The organism is Spirulina sp. CS-785/01 (assembly GCF_028330525.1).
Taxonomy (GTDB): Bacteria; Cyanobacteriota; Cyanobacteriia; order Cyanobacteriales; family Spirulinaceae; genus JAQMSD01.
This window is the reverse complement of record NZ_JAQMSD010000148.1, coordinates 1-16456: the sequence shown is the minus strand read 5'-3', so window position 1 is coordinate 16456 and position 16456 is coordinate 1. Positions and strand designations below refer to the sequence as shown.

Annotated in this window: 15 protein-coding genes; 8 read left to right on the top strand and 7 right to left on the bottom strand. The window is 45.4% G+C overall.

What is annotated here, in order from left to right:
• Window positions 1-136 precede the first annotated feature (136 nt).
• From pcrA to PN462_RS09420, 3 genes are all read right to left on the bottom strand, one after another.
• Window positions 137-2455, bottom strand: coding sequence for a DNA helicase PcrA (pcrA, locus tag PN462_RS09430; RefSeq protein WP_443029129.1), 2319 nt, complete (start codon window positions 2453-2455; stop codon window positions 137-139).
• Window positions 2456-2665: 210 nt separating this feature from the next.
• Complete coding sequence (locus PN462_RS09425) at window positions 2666-3508, bottom strand: CPBP family intramembrane glutamic endopeptidase (RefSeq protein WP_272127873.1); 843 nt, start codon at window positions 3506-3508, stop codon at window positions 2666-2668.
• 144 nt (window positions 3509-3652) lie between these two features.
• Entirely contained in the window at window positions 3653-4048 is a 396-nt protein-coding gene (locus PN462_RS09420) for an AbrB family transcriptional regulator (RefSeq protein ID WP_272127872.1), read from the bottom strand.
• Window positions 4049-4333: 285 nt separating this feature from the next.
• Here PN462_RS09420 and PN462_RS09415 point away from each other — a divergent pair, with 285 nt between their 5' ends.
• The 4 genes from PN462_RS09415 (at window position 4334) to PN462_RS09400 (ending at window position 6491) form a co-directional block, all read left to right on the top strand.
• Window positions 4334-4474: a hypothetical protein gene (locus PN462_RS09415; protein WP_272127871.1), complete on the top strand. Its 141-nt coding sequence runs from the start codon at window positions 4334-4336 to the stop codon at window positions 4472-4474.
• Between the two features lie 150 nt (window positions 4475-4624).
• Window positions 4625-5614: a succinate dehydrogenase/fumarate reductase iron-sulfur subunit gene (locus PN462_RS09410; RefSeq protein ID WP_443029128.1), complete on the top strand. Its 990-nt coding sequence runs from the start codon at window positions 4625-4627 to the stop codon at window positions 5612-5614.
• A 231-nt stretch (window positions 5615-5845) separates the two neighbouring features.
• On the top strand, window positions 5846-6163 hold the full coding sequence (locus PN462_RS09405) for a nucleotidyltransferase family protein (RefSeq protein ID WP_272127869.1): 318 nt from the start codon (window positions 5846-5848) through the stop codon (window positions 6161-6163).
• Window positions 6150-6491 carry a HepT-like ribonuclease domain-containing protein gene (locus tag PN462_RS09400; RefSeq protein WP_272127868.1) on the top strand — a complete coding sequence of 114 codons (342 nt, stop codon included), beginning with the start codon at window positions 6150-6152 and terminating at the stop codon, window positions 6489-6491. Before PN462_RS09405 ends, PN462_RS09400 begins: the two co-directional genes overlap by 14 nt.
• Window positions 6492-6621: 130 nt before the next feature.
• On the opposite strand, the gene PN462_RS09395 is transcribed toward PN462_RS09400, so the two are convergent.
• Complete coding sequence (locus tag PN462_RS09395) at window positions 6622-6753, bottom strand: hypothetical protein (protein ID WP_272127867.1); 132 nt, start codon at window positions 6751-6753, stop codon at window positions 6622-6624.
• 176 nt (window positions 6754-6929) lie between these two features.
• Window positions 6930-8852, bottom strand: coding sequence for an excinuclease ABC subunit UvrC (gene uvrC / locus PN462_RS09390; protein ID WP_272127866.1), 1923 nt, complete (start codon window positions 8850-8852; stop codon window positions 6930-6932).
• 273 nt (window positions 8853-9125) lie between these two features.
• Between uvrC and PN462_RS09385 the strand changes: the two genes are divergently transcribed.
• From PN462_RS09385 to PN462_RS09370, 4 genes are all read left to right on the top strand, one after another.
• Complete coding sequence (locus PN462_RS09385) at window positions 9126-9503, top strand: nuclear transport factor 2 family protein (protein WP_272127864.1); 378 nt, start codon at window positions 9126-9128, stop codon at window positions 9501-9503.
• Window positions 9504-9565: 62 nt separating this feature from the next.
• Complete coding sequence (locus PN462_RS09380; RefSeq protein ID WP_272127863.1) at window positions 9566-9808, top strand: antitoxin family protein; 243 nt, start codon at window positions 9566-9568, stop codon at window positions 9806-9808.
• A gap of 293 nt (window positions 9809-10101) precedes the next feature.
• The gene (locus PN462_RS09375; protein ID WP_272127862.1) at window positions 10102-12150 is read left to right on the top strand and encodes a cation:proton antiporter; all 2049 of its coding nucleotides are present in this window, start codon (window positions 10102-10104) and stop codon (window positions 12148-12150) included.
• 101 nt (window positions 12151-12251) lie between these two features.
• Window positions 12252-13067 (top strand): SirB1 family protein, encoded by an 816-nt coding sequence (locus tag PN462_RS09370; protein ID WP_443029127.1) that lies wholly within the window; start codon window positions 12252-12254, stop codon window positions 13065-13067.
• 169 nt (window positions 13068-13236) lie between these two features.
• Here the strand turns inward: PN462_RS09370 and PN462_RS09365 are convergent, their stop codons facing one another.
• Together PN462_RS09365 and PN462_RS09360 are read right to left on the bottom strand one after the other, a co-directional pair.
• Window positions 13237-14901, bottom strand: a complete 1665-nt coding sequence (locus PN462_RS09365; RefSeq protein ID WP_272127860.1) for a tetratricopeptide repeat protein — start codon at window positions 14899-14901, stop codon at window positions 13237-13239.
• Between the two features lie 38 nt (window positions 14902-14939).
• Complete coding sequence (locus PN462_RS09360; protein WP_272127859.1) at window positions 14940-16292, bottom strand: pentapeptide repeat-containing protein; 1353 nt, start codon at window positions 16290-16292, stop codon at window positions 14940-14942.
• Window positions 16293-16456: the final 164 nt, after the last annotated feature.

The window sequence follows — 16456 nt, the reverse complement described above, 5'->3', positions numbered from 1 at the left end:
TTCTTCTCACAAATCCCCAATTAAGGTAAAACACTTTTACACTGGGTTTCGTCAAGTGGTTTCATCAAGTGAACAAAAAATACTCTAATTCCTATTCCCTGTTCCCTATTCCCTATTCCCAATCCCCAATTCCCCATCATCCCACCTTCTCCATCGGGGCCACTTTCGGATCAAGAATCTTTTGTCCTAACTCCGCAAACTTCACCGCAACACTCACCTTTTTACCCTTCCCGAAAATATGCGTAACTTCTCCCTCTCCAAAAGTATTGTGAAACACGCGATCGCCAACTTGCCAATCAATATCCCCCTCAACTACCTTAGACTGAGGCCGAGACTTGCGAACCCGCATCTGCTTCACATTTCGCGCAATTAACTCCTCCGGTAACTCCTGCAAAAACTGCGAAGGAATACAAGTCTCCCGTGATCCCCAGAAATACCGTTCCCTCGCATGAGTTAAAAATAACTGTTCCTGGGCCCGGGTAATCCCCACATAACATAACCGTCGTTCCTCCTCCAACGAGGCCGGATCATTTAAACTACGAGAATTGGGAAATAACCCCTGTTCCATCCCCACCATAAACACCACAGGAAACTCTAACCCCTTCGCAGAATGTAACGTCATCAACGAAATAGCCCCCTGATCCTCCTGTAAATTATCCATATCCGAGGCCAAAGACGCATTTTCTAAAAACGCTTGTAAGCGGACATCCTCATTATCCTCCTGATACTCCACCACCGCGTTATACAACTCAAAAATATTCTCAATCCGGTTATCCGCTTCCTCCGTCCCCTTCTCCTTCAAATCAGGCAAATAACCAGAATCCTCCATAATATCCCGCAAAATCGCCGCCCCGTCAATCTCTTGAACCTTCTCCTGATACTCCTGAATCATCCCTGCAAAACGGTTCACCGCTTTCGCAGAGCGTCCCGCAAGCGTCGTCACCGAGGTTTCATCACTGAGAATTTCCCACAAAGGAACACCCAACTCTTGAGCAGCATTGATTAAATTATCAACTGTCGTTGCCCCAATTCCCCGTCGCGGAGTGTTGATAATTCTTAACAAACTAACCGTATCCGCAGGGTTGACTAATACTCGTAAATATGCTAAAGCGTCTTTAATTTCCTTACGGTCATAAAACTTGAGTCCCCCCACAATTAAATAGAGGAGATTCCGTTGTCGCAAGACATCCTCAAAGACGCGAGATTGAGCATTAGTACGGTATAAAATCGCAAATTGTCCCGCATCGAGTTCCGGATTTTCTTCCATTAAATACTCAATGCGGTCAACCACAAACTTAGCTTCCGCTTGGTCACTATCCGCTTTATGAATATAAATATCTTCCCCTTCCTCTCGCGTAGGCCGAAGAATTTTATCAATGCGCTGGGTATTATTTTCAATAATAAAATTAGCCGCTTGTAAAATATTCTTGCGCGAGCGATAATTTTCCTCCAATTTAACCATTGTGCGCGTATCTTCATCGGGCAAACCATCCCCAAAATCTTCCTGAAACCCTAGCAGAATGCGAAAATCCGCCATTCTAAAGGAATAAATTGACTGGTCGGCATCCCCCACCACAAAAACCGAGCGATTATCCCAACTCCAAGCCTTTTTATCCGGTTCTCCATTGGTGGTCAGCAGGCGAATTAAGTCGTATTGAATGCGGTTGGTATCTTGGTATTCATCCACCAAGATATGATAAAATTGTCTGTGCCAATAATCGAGGATATCTTCTCTTTGCTGAAAGAGACGAACGGGGACTAAAATGAGGTCATCAAAATCCAAGGCATTATTAGCCGCAAGTTGGTTTTGGTACGCATCATAAACCTCAGCAATAACACGGCCTTTATAGTTGGGATTCTCTTGTAAATAGTCGTTGGGAGTTAAGCCTAAATTTTTGGCGTTACTGATGGCATAACGCACACGACGGGGATTAAATTTTTTGTCGTCTAGGTCAAATTGTTTGGTGACAATATTTTTAACGACGCTTTGCGCATCAGATTCATCAAAAATAGTAAAATTGCGCTCCCAAGTCCGTCCTTTTTCATCTTGATATTTATTGACATCGTAGCGGAGAATTCGCGCAAATAGGCTGTGAAACGTGCCAATCCAGAGGGGTTTGGTAATTTTTCTATAAATTTGAGAACGGAGGTCGGTTTGTTCTTCCGGGGGGAGAGCATCGAGAGGTTTATTATATTGCTGTAGAGCGCGTTTTTCGGCAAAAAGTCGCTCAATACGTTCTTTCATCTCCCGTGCCGCTTTATTAGTAAAGGTAACGGCTAAAATTTGCTCAGGATTAATTTTATATTCGTTAATCAGATGAAAAATCCGATAGGTGAGGGCCCGGGTTTTTCCTGAACCGGCCCCCGCAACCACTAGCAGGGGCCCGCAAAAATGCTGGACTGCTTGTCGCTGAGAGGGGTTAAGGTGGGAGAGTAGATCGGTCATAACAATTATTTTTTGTTCTTTGTTGTTGGTTCTGTGTTCTTTGTTATTTGTTGTTTGTGGAATAGGGAACAGGTAACAGGAAACAGGGAATAGTTAGTTCTTTGTTCTCCCCCATCTCCCCCATCTTCCCCATCTTCCCCATCTTCCCCATCTTCCCTTTGTGTCCTTTGTGTCTTTGTGGTTTAATTCCCTAACCATCAACTCTCAACTATCAACCCGCTACAACCCCCCCAAGGTGACTAATAACACACCTGTCAGTAATAGACAACTGATCCCTGCGATTCCTGCGAGGGGGTTTTGGTTAAACCCGATAAACCAAGGGGATGCTTGGGGGGTATAGGTGATCAATTCTGCGGTATCTAAGCAGGTTAACCCCCACACCCAACCTGCATGGAGTCCCCACGCGAGTCCTAGTTGGCCATTGTCCACGAGACGTGCAAGGACTAAGATCATGCCCATCAACCAGAGGCCGGGGAATTGGGGGAGGGTGTCTTGTTGGTCCCAGAGGAGGTGGGTGAGGGCAAAGATGAGACTGGAAAGGATGGCGGCCAGGGTGAGTCCTAAATCACTCTGAAAAATGTTGTATAAAATCCCTCGAAAAATTAGTTCTTCAATGAGGCCAATAAGCAGTCCGAGTGTTAAAATTGGCAGCACTTGCGATCGCAATTTCCCGACATTTTCCCATTGCCATTCCACCCAACCGATCCCCGATTCCAGGCCAAAAACGAGGAGTAAGCCAAATATTGCCATCCCCAATCCCCCCACCAGGGAGAGCAGCAAGGAAAAATTCCAACTCAGTCCATAATCGGCCAAAGAAGTCCCCTCCACTCCCATTGTTCCCCACACAATTAGCGGTACAATCAGATAAAGAGAGGCCAGTAAGGGGAATTTTTTTTCAGAGGTTAAGGGTTGACCTGGATGCCAACGGATGGCTAATGACACTCCCACCGCAATCGGCAACCAAATCAGCCCCCAAGCGCAAAAAAAGGTCACAACTTTCAGCCACGATTGTGCCGTTGTCACCCCTTCGAGTAACTCAAAAATCATGCTAGAGAAGACCATTCTTAATGCTGGGAATGCGTTGTCGCTCAAGATGACTAATCCGGGTGTCTTTGGGGGTTTAACCTCTGTTTATCTCCCGTGAGACGACTGGATATCCCCCCCAATAAGACACCGCAAGAAAAGCATTTTCTTGGAGCTTACGGACTAGGCGACATCCGCTTCCTCGCTGACGACTTCCCCACTCCCATCCAGCTGTTTGAGGTGAATATGCTTATAACCCAGTTTAATTTCAAATTCATCTCCAGGCTTCAATCCCATCTCTTGGGTGTAGGTTGAACCGATGACAATTTGGCCATTTTTATGGACGCTCACCCGATAGGTCGGTTCGCGGCCACGTCCATCTTTCGCACCATCTGGGTCGAGGGCGACCCCACGAGCAGCCAAAACTGCATCATAGAAATCCGTCAAATTGACCCGCACTTGACCGCTTTTCGTCGTGCTGTAATAACCACATTTTTTGGCGGTTTCTCGACGAGGCAAGTTAGCAAGCTCTTTGACTTTTTGAAGCAATGCTTTTCCAGTTAGAGGAGTTTCCGACATAGCCTTACAAAATTTGTCTTACGAAAATTGTTCCGAACTCTGAGATAAAATCCTAGATTCTCCCAAGGGAGTCTCTACTGTTTTATCATCCTATCTGAAATATATCGTTAAAGGGAGTCAATTGAAAAGTTTTTTTCTTACTAATTTTATAAAAAGGGGTGATGAGAGGGGGATCACTTTACCTACCTTAAAAAATGGCAGGATTCTCAGAACCAAGGCAGAGAGGAAGTCGCTGAAAAAAAAATCCCACTTCTGGGTTCTCGCTAATGGGAGGAACGGGGAAAGATGCTGGCCTGGGGGAAAAAAGCATTGATTTTCCCTAAATCACTACCTGATCTCGCTCAGAGAATTTTAGCTAATAGTGGGAAAGGCGCGATCGCGTCGGCAATTTTACTGAATCTTCCCCGGTCGGAAAAGATGTTTTAAACTAGAACAGAGGAGAGATTCGGGATGGCTGGAGCGTCGGTGAAGGGAGTTTCCTCCATCTGGACTTCTGCCAAGCCCCTATTTTGCCTTACGCCTCTGGATTGGCCTATCACCCCTCTCCCCTCGGCAAAAAATTTATCTTTTTTTTATATGCAAGTCACCTTTAAAATTTTCCGCCAAGCGTCCAATCGTCCCGCCAAGATTCAGGATTATACGCTAGATGTTACCCCCGGAAACACGATTCTAGAATGTTTGAACCGGATTAAATGGGAACTCGACGGCACGTTAGCCTATCGGAAAAATTGCCGGAACACCATCTGCGGCAGTTGTGCCATGGGGATCAACGGACGTTCAGCCTTAGCCTGTAAAGAAAATGTCCGCCAAGAAATTGAGCGTTTTTCCCCTCAAGAAAATGGCCAGACTCCCGAAATCACCATTGCTCCCCTCGGCAATTTCCCGGTAATTAAGGATTTGGTGGTGGATATGCGCAGTTTTTGGGATCACTTAGAAGAGATTGATCCCTATGTGAGTACCCAGGGGAGAGCAATCCCGGAACGGGAATTTCTGCAAACTCCAGAGGAGCGATCGCGCCTTGAGCAAACCGGAAACTGTATCATGTGTGGGGCCTGCTACTCCGAATGTAACGCCAGAGAAGTCAACCCCGATTTTGTCGGGCCCCATGCCTTAGCCAAAGCCTACCGCATGGCCACCGACTCCCGCGACACCCAAACCGAGCAACGGTTAGAAGAATATAACAGTCTTGATGGGGCGTGGGGATGTACCCGGTGTTATCAATGTAACTATGTCTGTCCCATGGACGTTGCCCCCATGGATCAGATCGGTAAAATAAAAGGAGAACTGCTCGATCGCCACGATAAAACCACCAATCGCCCCATTCGTCACCGCAAAGTCCTCATCGAACTGGTGAAAGAAGGGGGATGGATTGATGAACGGAAATTTGGTTTATATGTAGTCGGCAATTATTTCCAAGACATTCGCGGCTTATTGAGCATTACCCCCTTGGGATTACGGATGGTAGCCAATGGCAAATTCCCCCTTAAATTTCACCCCTCGGAGGGAACGGAGGAAGTGCGCTCTTTAATTGAACGAGTCCAAGAAGCGGAACGGAAAAAAATGTAAAAGAGTCTTGACAAAAAAGAGAAAATGTGCATTTGAGCCAAGAAACCGGGTTTCTCTCCCAAACCCCATATTCCGTACTCACCCTTGATAAGAAACCCGGTTTCTCGACACTTCCGCAATGATCTACAAGCCATCTTAGAATCAGCACAAGTGATCTATACAGCCTCGTGAACTTCACTCTCTCCTAGATATGCTCAATAGTGAGAGAAAACTTGCTCCCCCTCGCCCTTTATGACACTTCAAATCCCTATCAGTTATGAAAAAATAGCCCAATTTTGTCAACAGTGGAACATCCAAGAGTTGGCGTTATTTGGCTCTGTGTTGAGACAGGATTTTCATCCAGACCGCAGCGATATTGATGTACTGGTTGCGTTCTCTGATGATGTGAAAAACACCATTGGAGACTTACTAGATATGGAAGAAGAATTACAAGCCATTTTTCAAAGAAACGTAGATTTAGTGGAACGTCGAAGCATTGAACAAAGCCAAAATTATCTACGTCGTCAAGCCATCTTAGAATCAGCACAAGTGATCTATGCAGCCTCGTGAACTCCACTATCTCCTAGATATGCTCAATGGGGCCAAACTCGCTCAAGAGTTTGTCGCAGAAGTCAAGTGGGAAGGGTTTCAAACCGACTTGATGCGTCAAGCCGCAGTCACTCGTCAAATTGAAATTATTGGTGAAGCGGCTGGTAGAATTTCAGAGGAGTCTCAAGCCGAATTACCCAGTATTCCTTGGCGTAATATTATTGGAATGCGAAACCGCATCGTACATGAATATAATCGCATCAGTTTAGAAATTATTTGGGACGTGACCCAAAATAGTCTTCCTCAACTCATTACTATTTTAGAACCTTTGATTCCTCCAGAACAATAAAGCACACTATACACTCTGTAAACGCCCATCACACGAGAGATTGTTTTAAGAAACTAGGTTTCTCCCAAACCCCGATATTCTGCATCCAAATTTCATCAGAAACCCGGTTTCTAAGAATATGAAGTTAACCCTAGTCGGTTGCCTCTGAATTGCGCTGCTGAAGCTGTTGTTCTAAATGATCCTCCCATTGAGCATTACTTGGGTCAATGGTAATCATACGGCCTGTCGCTTTGGAACGGTCAACATAAAGTCGAGTAACCACTGTTGAACCCATTGCCGATACTGTTCTACTCTTTCCATTCCACAATCACCTCTGCTTTTGACTCATGCTAGCTTGTTGTTCGGAGAAAGAAACCGGGTTTCTATCCCCAACCCCGATATTCCGCACCCAACTCCCATAAGAAACCCGGTTTCTCGGCAGTTCTAAACCAACAACATTCAAACCCGATAAGACCCCGTTTCCTCAGCCGCACGCGCTGCTAAAACTGCATTAGGATGGAAATAATCATAAATTTCTTGGGCCAGTCGCGGGCCAATTCCTGGAACAGCTTGTAATTGCTGCGGACTCGCTTCGCGGATATAATCGATGGAGCGAAAATGCGCTAACAGTTCCTTTTGTCGCGTAAACCCTAACCCCGGAATTTCCTCTAGTCTTGACCTGCGACCTTGTTTTAAACGCTGTTGACGGTGGAAACTGACCGCAAAACGGTGCGCTTCATCGCGGACTCTCCGTAATAATTGTACGCTAGGTTGGTCGGGGTCGGTCTCTAAGGGGACAGACTCACCGGGTAAAAAGATTTCTTCCCGTTTTTTCGCCAAACTGACAATATTCAGGTCTTCTAACAAGGGAGACTCACTATGGGTTTGTAATGCTGTCACCACCGCAGAGAGTTGGCCTTTCCCTCCGTCTATCATTACTAAGTCGGGGAAGTCGGGGTCATCCTGTCGGGGATGAGTCGGGTTTTCGAGATATTTGCGAAAGCGACGACCTAAAACTTCTGCTAAACTGGCGAAGTCATCGGAACGACCGATACGAACATCGGGGTTTTTGATTTTATAGTGACGATAATGCTGTTTTGCGGGGACTCCATCAATAAATACCACTTGGGAGGCCACTGCATTGGACCCTTGGATGTGGGAGATGTCGTATCCTTCGATGCGGTGGGGGAGGTCGGGGAGGTCGAGAAGGTTGGTGAGGTCTTGTAAGGCTTGTGTGGTACGATCGCGCTTACGCTGAGTCCGTTCTAACTCGTACTGTGCGTTCCGTTCCACCATTTCTACCAGGTCTGCTTTGGTCTGTCGTTGGGGGGTCAACAGTTGCACTTTGCGGCCTCTCCGTTGACTCAACCAGTCGCTGAGGAGGTCGGTTTGGGGGAGGTCATATTGGACTAAAATTTCACTGGGGATTTCAATGGGATCGACATTATTGTAATGTTCTTCGAGAACTCGTTGTAAAATTGCCCCATAACTCCCTGACTGGGTTTCTGCGAAAAAGCCTAACCGTCCCACTAACTGACCTGCGCGGACTTGAAAGAGTTGGATACAACAATATTGGGGGTCTGCGGCTAAGGCGATCGCATCCCGTGATACAGTATCATCAGGAAGCGCGACTTTTTGGTCACTGTGGAGGGTTTGCAGTCCTTGGATTTGATCTCGCAGTCGTGCCGCTTGTTCAAAGTGTAACGCTTCGGCGGCCTGTTCCATTTGTGCGGTAAGATTGTCGATCAGTTCCTTGGTGCGTCCCTGAAAGACCATAGCGACTTTTTGGACAGTTTTGCGATAGTCTTCGGGGGTGATGAGACTCTGACAGACTCCTGGACAGCGACCGATATCATAGTTTAAGCAGGGACGGTCTTTAAAGAGGGGTTTGGGCCGTTGACGGAGGGGGAAAATACGTTTAACGAGGTGGAGGGTACTGCGGAGGAGTCGGACATCCACGTAGGGGCCATAATAGCGGTCTTTGGCTTGTTTTTTCCGTCGTTTGCGGGTGATGAAGATGCGGGGATAGTCTTCTGACCAGGTGATGCAGACATAGGGGTATTTTTTATCGTCTTTGAGGAGGACGTTGTAGTAGGGTTGGTGTTGTTTGACGAGGTTTGCTTCGAGTGCGAGGGCTTCTGCTTCGTTGTCGGTGACGATAAATTCTATGTCGCAGACTTGCCGCACCATCATGGCGATTCTATCACTTAATGGTTGGGAGTTGCGGAAGTAGGAGCGAACCCGCGATCGCAGTTTTTTCGATTTGCCGATGTAGAGGATATTATCCTGGCCATCCCGCATTAAGTAAACTCCAGGTTCGGGGGGGAGTTCTTGGAGTCGGGTTTCTAAGCGTTCGCTATCTTGGAGTAAGGGTTGCGTCATCCTTTCTTTTCAAGGGATGGGGGTGTTTTTTTAGTTTAACTTAGTTTTATGAACCACTCCAGGCACAGAGGACAGGGAGATGGAGGAGATAGGGGAGATAGGGGAGATAGGGGAGATAGGGGAGATAGGGGAGATAGGGGAGAATGAACTTGCTTTCAGAGTGCTGATTTTTCGCTACAATTCAGCTAACCTCGCACCTTCTATAACCTGACCGAGATACTGTTCACTGATTACTGATTACTGATTACTGTTCACTGATTACTGTTCACTGCTATGCTTCCTGCAACTGAATTGCGTACTTTAATTAAAATAGCGGCAGATGCGTGTCACACGAAGAACGCAAAAGCGTTTGCGTCGCTGTTTACTGCGACGGGAGAGTTAGTTATTCCGGGATATCGGTTTGGGGGGAAGGAGGAGATAGAACGGGTGACTGAAGCCTATTTGGGGGCGTGTGAGTCGGTTACTATTCAAATTAAGCGTATTATAGTGGAGGGGAATCAGGCTGTTGTGGAGTGGGTTTGGTCGAGTGTGGAGAAGGAGACGGGGAAACACACTTACGCTGAGAATGCTATTGTAGTGGATTTTAAAGCAGGTGCGATCGCGCGGTGGCGAGAATATGCTGATAAGAAAACCGTCAACAGTAATCAGTAATTCAGTGACAACTTACTCTCACAATGGAGTTTTTTTATAGAGTTTTTTTATAGAGTTTTTTTATGACTGATACTTTAAAAGCCATTTACCATAATGGTACATTTATCCTGAAAACCCCTTATGATTTGCCTGAAGGGGTTGAAGTTGAGCTTGTGGTACAATCCCCTCAGCTTGTTCCTCCTAAGATATCTGATCTGACAGATAGGGAAACTTTTCTCAAGCAACTGGTGGAACGAATGCAACAAAATCCCATTCCTTCTAATGCACCACCAGTAACACGAGATATGCTACATGAACGCCGTTGATACTAATATTTTAATTATTGATGGGTTACAGATTATCAATCCCTTCCAAATGCCTTAATATTAACTGGCAATTTTAGGTTTATACAGTTATTTGACGAGCTTTTTTGATCTTACTAATTAGGTCTTAATTTGTTTCTAAACTTGTGTCTCTTTGCTGTTTAAAAATTAAATCTCCTTGTTTTAAATAATGATCAATATATTATAAAGGCTAGAGGGAAAGGTTGCGCCATACAGTTCATGGTACAGTGCTAGATAAATAAAGCCACTTAATCTACCCCCCATCACCTAATACCATGTCTGGAGACCTTCTCCTTACCTTACAAACCACTCTATTACTATTATTACTGGTGGCCTGTTTAAGTGCGATCGCCTTTAAACGGTTACAATTTCCTTATTCCGTCGGACTGGCTATTATTGGCTTAATATTAGGTGGGTTGGCTGAATTTATTCCCCTGCTTAACCCCCTCAAACAGCTTACCCTCTCCCATGACCTCATTCTCTATTTATTTCTCCCTCCCCTCGTCTTTGAGTCTGCATTAAACCTGAATAGTCGCTTACTCCGACGCAATTTTACCCCCGTCTTTACCCTTGCAACCGTGGGATTACTCTTATCTGCATTTATTATAGGTGGGGGACTGTGGGGAGTGGGGAAAGTCCTGTTAAGTGACTCTCTCCCCCTTCTACAAGCATTATTATTCGGGACGCTCATTTCTGCAACCGATCCCGTGGCGGTTATTGCCTTGTTTAAAGAGTTGGGAGTCTCTCAGCGTCTCTTAATTTTAGTGGAAGGGGAGAGTTTATTAAATGATGCAGCCGCTATTGTCCTTTTTGAAACCATCCGTCACACCCTCCCCACCGATGCAGTGGGAATAGGTGTCTTTACTCATGGCCTCTGGTTGTTTCTCCAGTCGTTTCTCGGTGGGGGGATAGTGGGGGTAATTTTAGGCTATGTTATGAATTATTTTATAAAATGGGCGGGCGATCGCCCTCTTATTCAAGGGACAGTTTCCGCGATTTTGGCCTATAGTGCCTTTATGGTGGCCGAAGGGGGATTAGGGGTTTCTGGAGTTATTGCAGTATTAATGGCCGGGATAGTCTCCTCGGTGTCGGTGTCACGGGGGTTAAACCCAGATACAAGGGAATTTCTCCACGAGTTTTGGCAATATACCTCGTTTCTGGCCAATAGTTTAATTTTCCTACTGATTGGTTTAACGACCATTCAGTTTATCCCCTCTCTCAGTCAGAGTACACCCTTGTTAGAGGTATTGGGACTGATAATTCTCTTAATCACGCTAACACGAGTCTTGGTTGTGTTGGGGATACTCAATCTTGTTAATTATTTCTCCCCTAGTCAGTCTATCTCCTTTCGAGAACAAATCATCAGTATGTGGGGAGGACTACGGGGGGCCGTTTCCCTTGCGTTGGTGTTGGGGATAAACCCTGCAATGGAAGATCGCAATTTATTGGTGTTTCTTACCTTTGGGGTGACGTTGTTTACCTTGTTAATTCCTGGAACAACGATTAAATGGGTGATTCGTCGGTTAAAATTAGACCGACCTTCGATTTTAGAACGGTTGGAGTTGGCCGAGGGGAAGGTGTCTGCATCTCGACAAGCATTGGAGGAGGTGGCCGCATTAGCAGAAAATCCCATGTTTACCCCCCAAGCAATACAATACCCCCAAAGGGCATTAGAACAACAGTTTAAGGAGTCTCAGGAAGCATTAAACCAGCTTAAAGGGGAATTGCAGGCAAGTGAAGGCCAAATGCGTCAGGTATTATGGTTACAGGCCATTGCCATTGAAAATAAACATTATCGTCGTCTCTACGATAAGGGATTGTTGGCTGAATTAACCCTAGAACAATTAAATTTAACCATTACCATTAAGCGAGATGAGGTGTTAGATGGGTTTATCCCCCCCAAAGTTGAACAATGTCGGCCTTGGGAGTTTCGGGTGTGGCGTATGTTACGCTTGATTCCGGGGTTTAATTTCAAGCAACAACAACTCTATCTCTTACAAAGTCGCTACGAATATGCGTTAACGGTGGCCGCAGTGGGGGAGGTGGTGGCCAAGGAGGTGGAACATCTGGTGGAGAATTACGGGATTTCTAGTGCAATTGCAGAGAGTTGTTCCCAATCCTATGCCAATTATACCGAGGAAGCGTTACGGAATCTAGAGGCGATGCGGGAACAACACCCGGAAAACAGTCAACAATGGCAAACTGCGATCGCGCAGCGTGTTGCCCATATTGCTAGTTTAGAGGCTACCCGGTCCCTCACGCAAGAAGGGGCAATCTCGGAGACGGTTGCCACTCAACTGCGTCGTGGGATAATGGATCATTGATAGTTAATAGTTGACGGTGACAGGTGATCGTTTCGTTAACAGGTTGAACAAACAACAAACAACCAATCACCCATTACCCATTACCCATTACCCAACTTATGATCGACTTTCCCCTTGCAAGACAACGCTTTTATCAGGAAATTCAACAACCCCAAGATCAACTTGACTTAGGCAAGGCTGCCCTGTATCTTGCCCAAGAGGAGTATCCTACCCTCGAAATCGACTATTATCTTAATATCCTAGATACCATGGCCGCAGAAGTGGCTGAACAACTTCCGGAGTCGCGGTATCCTTTGAAAATTGTACAAACCATTAATCAATATCTCTACGAGGAGTTAGGATTTTATGGCAACCAGAAAGACTATTATAACCCTCGTAATAGCTTTTTAAATGATGTGCTAGAGCGTCGCACAGGAATTCCGATTACATTATCCCTAGTTTACCTAGAAGTGGCGAAACGTCTTGATTTTCCTATGGTGGGAATTGGAATGCCTGGTCATTTTCTCATTCGTCCAGAGTTTGAAGGAGTGGGGATTTTTGTGGATGCGTTTAATCAGGGAGAAACGCTGTTTGAACAGGATTGTGAGGAACTTTTACAAAAAATTTATCATCCTTCGGCCCAACTCGATCCACGCTTTTTAGAAGCTGTGAGTAAATCCCGTTTTTTGGCGCGGATGTTGAGTAATTTAAAGGCAATTTATTTAAATAAACAAGATTTTAAAAAGGCCATTGGGGCGATTGATCGGATTTTAATGTTATTTCCAGATAATGCCATGGAATTGCGCGATCGCGGCCTTCTCCTCTACCAACTCGACGAATGGACACGGGCGATCCCCGATCTAGAATCTTACCTCGAAAAAGCCCCCCACGCCCAAGATGTCCCCGCTATTCGGCAATTATTAGCCAAAATGAGTTAATTCAAAGGATTTGTAATCAATCAAAAAGTCAGAAAAAACTTAAAAATTCCGATCCCTGTCCCCTTTTGATCCCAAGTTTTTGACACAACTTATTTAGGACTGCTATACCCATTTAAATGCACAACAGCTTACCTGAATCCCCATTCTGTAAGAGTATTTTTCTTGAATTTTACTCCTCCATTTGCTGCCCTTGCATAGCTGCCATTACCGCTTCTAAATTCGTTTGCGCTATTTCTAAATCGGGATTGAATTCTAAGGCTTTCTGTAAAGCAGCAATGGCTTGAGCATAGTCTTCAATTCTCCGTAACGCGATGCCTAACCCTAGCCAAGTATTGGCATCATTGGGATTTAACTCTAAAGCCGTTTCATAGGCAGAAATAGCGGCACTGGATTGGCCAGAAGACATTAAACTGAGTCCCTTGTTATACCATGCTAAGGCTAACTCTGGATCAAGATCAATGGCTTCCTCTGCGGCCCCAATGGCCTCCCCATAGCGGCCCAACCGCCACAAGGTTGCACTCAAATTCACCCAAATATCTTCAATTTTCGGTACTCCCCCCACATAGGCATCCCCCGCTAATGCCTGACGGTAGGCTTCGGCGGCCTCCTCATAGGATTGTAGGGTGACTAAAATGCGGCCTTGGTTAAACCAAGCGCGAGAGGACTGGGGATTGAGATCAAGGGCATTGCGAGTGGCGGCCAATGCCTCGGCATTGCGTTCTAATAGCCATAATGCCACGGATTGATTAATCCAGGCTTCTGCATAGTCGGGTTTAAGGGAAATCGCCCGATTAATAGACGCTAACCCCTCCTCATAGCGCAATTGCCCAATAAAGGCATTGCCCCGTTGATTCCAAGCATAGGCCGCCCCAAATGATCCCCAACGGCCATCGCCCTCTTGAATGGCTTTATTACAGGCTTTTGCGGCTTCTTCGTATTGGCCAATACGGTTTAAGGCGGCGCATTGATGGGCTAAGGCTAGGGCATAATTGGGACGTAGGGTTAAGGCCCATTCTTGGGAATTTAAGGACTCGGTATTGCGGCCCAATAAGCCTAACAAATCTCCTTGTTCTGACCAAGCAACGGCATTTTCGGGATTAATGGCTAGAGACTGGTTATAGGAGTCTAGGGCTTCGTTAAATTGGGCTAAACTGACTAACACCCGGCCTCGATTTAACCAAGCTAAGGCGGGACTTTCTAACCCCCAATTGCCTGCTTGAATGGCTTTATCACAGGCGACTAACGCCTCCTCGTAGCGACTTAATGCCCATAAAGCGGAACACCGGCCCGCCCATCCGGGGGAATAACTGGGGTTGATGCGGGTGGCCCAGTCGTAGGAGTCTAGGGCTTCGGAAATGTTGCCCATTTGTTCTAGGGCTTCTCCGCGATTGTACCATGCGATCGCAGGGGTATCTTCTCCCCAGTCTCCATCAATCTCGATACTCTCCTCACAGGAGGTGACAGCATTCTCCGTTTGTCCCAATTCTACTAACGTCGAACACCGTTTGGCCTGAATAAAGGAATTGGTGGGGTCTTGTCGTAATGCCTGTTCATAGGAGACTAACGCCTCTGCAAACCGTTCTAACTTAAATAAAATATCCCCGCGATCGTTCCACGCCTCCGCATCCCCCGGAAATAGCCCCACCGCCTTATCACAGGCTTTCATGGCCTCCTCCAACTGTTCCGTCTCTCCAAGGGTATTACACAAACTCGCCCAGTAATCAAAATCCACTAAGTCCTCTTGGGCCACCACCGGACTCCCCACCATTGGCAAAAACCATAGTGTAGAATTCAACAATAAAAAGCCAATCTGCTGTAAATAACCTCTCATCATCCCCCTTTTAATTCATAATGAATAATTTACAACCCCCATCACCCATCACCCAAATCAATTTCACAAGCACTCTCAGTCCCATCCTGTAAAATAGTACGACAATAGAAGACCTTTTCTAAAATCGTATTTTCTAAATTCGCCCCCTCTAAATTCCCATCAATTAACCTCGCCCCCGTAAAATCAGCCCCCTCCAAATTCGCCCCTCTTAAATCTGCATTTCTTAATATCGCATTGCGAAAATTCACCCCCACTAAATAACTATTAGATAAATCAACATCTTGTAAACTCCTTCCCTCCGCCCCTCGACTGATAATATCGGCAACAACTTGCCATTTCTCCCCCAATAATGTCCCCGGATTGAGTAAAACATCCTGAAAATTAACAAAATCTAATTTCGCCCCCCTTAAATCCACATCACTTAACCTAGCATTCCTTAAATTAGCTTTAGTTAAATCCGCCCCTTTAAACTCCGAATGTTCAATATCTGCCCCTAAAAAATTAGTCTCAGTTAAATCTGTATTTCTGAAATCCACATATCGTAAAGCCGCTTCTTCAAAATTACTTTGGGGTAAGTCTGCACCATTCAAATTTACAATAAATAAATAGGCTTGACTTAAATCCACTGCCGCTAAATTACTTCCTTCTAAATTAACCCCTTCTAAATTTGCGCCACTGAGATCAAATCCCTCTAAATCCCGTCCCAATACTCTAGTATTCACTAACTCCCAAATTAACGTCCATTTTGGATCAAATACCGTATTACTACTAATTTGTGTCCCTTTTAAATTAGTGCGAAATAACGTTGCCGCCCCGAAATTAGTCCCCACTAACGTTGCATTTTTTAAAGTTGTATTAGATAAATCTGCTTCAACTAAATTCGCCCTCGTTAAATCCGCCCCTTCTAAATTCGCTTCAACTAAATTTGCTAATGGCAAATTTGCCGAGGTTAAATCCGCATTTTTTAAACTCGCATCTTCTAAAATAGCCTCGGTTAAATCCGCAAATTGTAACTCTCCTCCCCCTATATTCGCTCGTTCTAAATTGGCTTTTCCTAAATTGGCATTCTCTAAAACTGCCCGAAACATATAAACCCCAGGCAACTGCGCTTCTCGTAAATCCGCCCCTTCTAAATTTGCGCCGCCTAAATTAGAATTACGAAAATCAGCCCGTTGTAAATCTGCCCCCAGTAAATTAATTCCCTCTAACTTAGCCCCTTTAAAATCAGCATTGCGTAAATCCGCATTTTCCGCATCTCCCCCCCGCAAATCTCGCCCCCCTAATGGTGCATTTACCAAGTCACACCCAATACAGGCTTTTGTATCAATAAACTGCTCTAAATGTGCGCCATTATAAGCCAAAACGGGCAGAGAAAGAAGCAGACAAACAGACAATGATATTAAAAAATAATGGAGAATGGAGAATGGAGAATGGAGAATGATTCTTTTTCTCTTTTTACCTAACATAACGGACTCCTTATTTGAGGGATTGCCCCAAAAATGATTAATTGCGAATTGCTGATTGCTGATTGCTAATTTTTAATTGTTTAATACAACAC

What these genes read in the sequence shown, in the direction of transcription:
- PN462_RS09425 (WP_272127873.1), bottom strand. Translation starts at nt 3,508, where the DNA reads ATGGTCTTCTCTAGCATGATTTTTGAGTTACTCGAAGGGGTGACAACG.
- PN462_RS09420 (WP_272127872.1), bottom strand. Translation starts at nt 4,048, where the DNA reads ATGTCGGAAACTCCTCTAACTGGAAAAGCATTGCTTCAAAAAGTCAAA.
- PN462_RS09415 (WP_272127871.1), top strand. Translation starts at nt 4,334, where the DNA reads ATGCTGGCCTGGGGGAAAAAAGCATTGATTTTCCCTAAATCACTACCT.
- PN462_RS09410 (WP_443029128.1), top strand. Translation starts at nt 4,625, where the DNA reads ATGCAAGTCACCTTTAAAATTTTCCGCCAAGCGTCCAATCGTCCCGCC.
- PN462_RS09405 (WP_272127869.1), top strand. Translation starts at nt 5,846, where the DNA reads ATGACACTTCAAATCCCTATCAGTTATGAAAAAATAGCCCAATTTTGT.
- PN462_RS09400 (WP_272127868.1), top strand. Translation starts at nt 6,150, where the DNA reads ATGCAGCCTCGTGAACTCCACTATCTCCTAGATATGCTCAATGGGGCC.
- uvrC (WP_272127866.1), bottom strand. Translation starts at nt 8,852, where the DNA reads ATGACGCAACCCTTACTCCAAGATAGCGAACGCTTAGAAACCCGACTC.
- PN462_RS09385 (WP_272127864.1), top strand. Translation starts at nt 9,126, where the DNA reads ATGCTTCCTGCAACTGAATTGCGTACTTTAATTAAAATAGCGGCAGAT.
- PN462_RS09380 (WP_272127863.1), top strand. Translation starts at nt 9,566, where the DNA reads ATGACTGATACTTTAAAAGCCATTTACCATAATGGTACATTTATCCTG.
- PN462_RS09375 (WP_272127862.1), top strand. Translation starts at nt 10,102, where the DNA reads ATGTCTGGAGACCTTCTCCTTACCTTACAAACCACTCTATTACTATTA.
- PN462_RS09365 (WP_272127860.1), bottom strand. Translation starts at nt 14,901, where the DNA reads ATGATGAGAGGTTATTTACAGCAGATTGGCTTTTTATTGTTGAATTCT.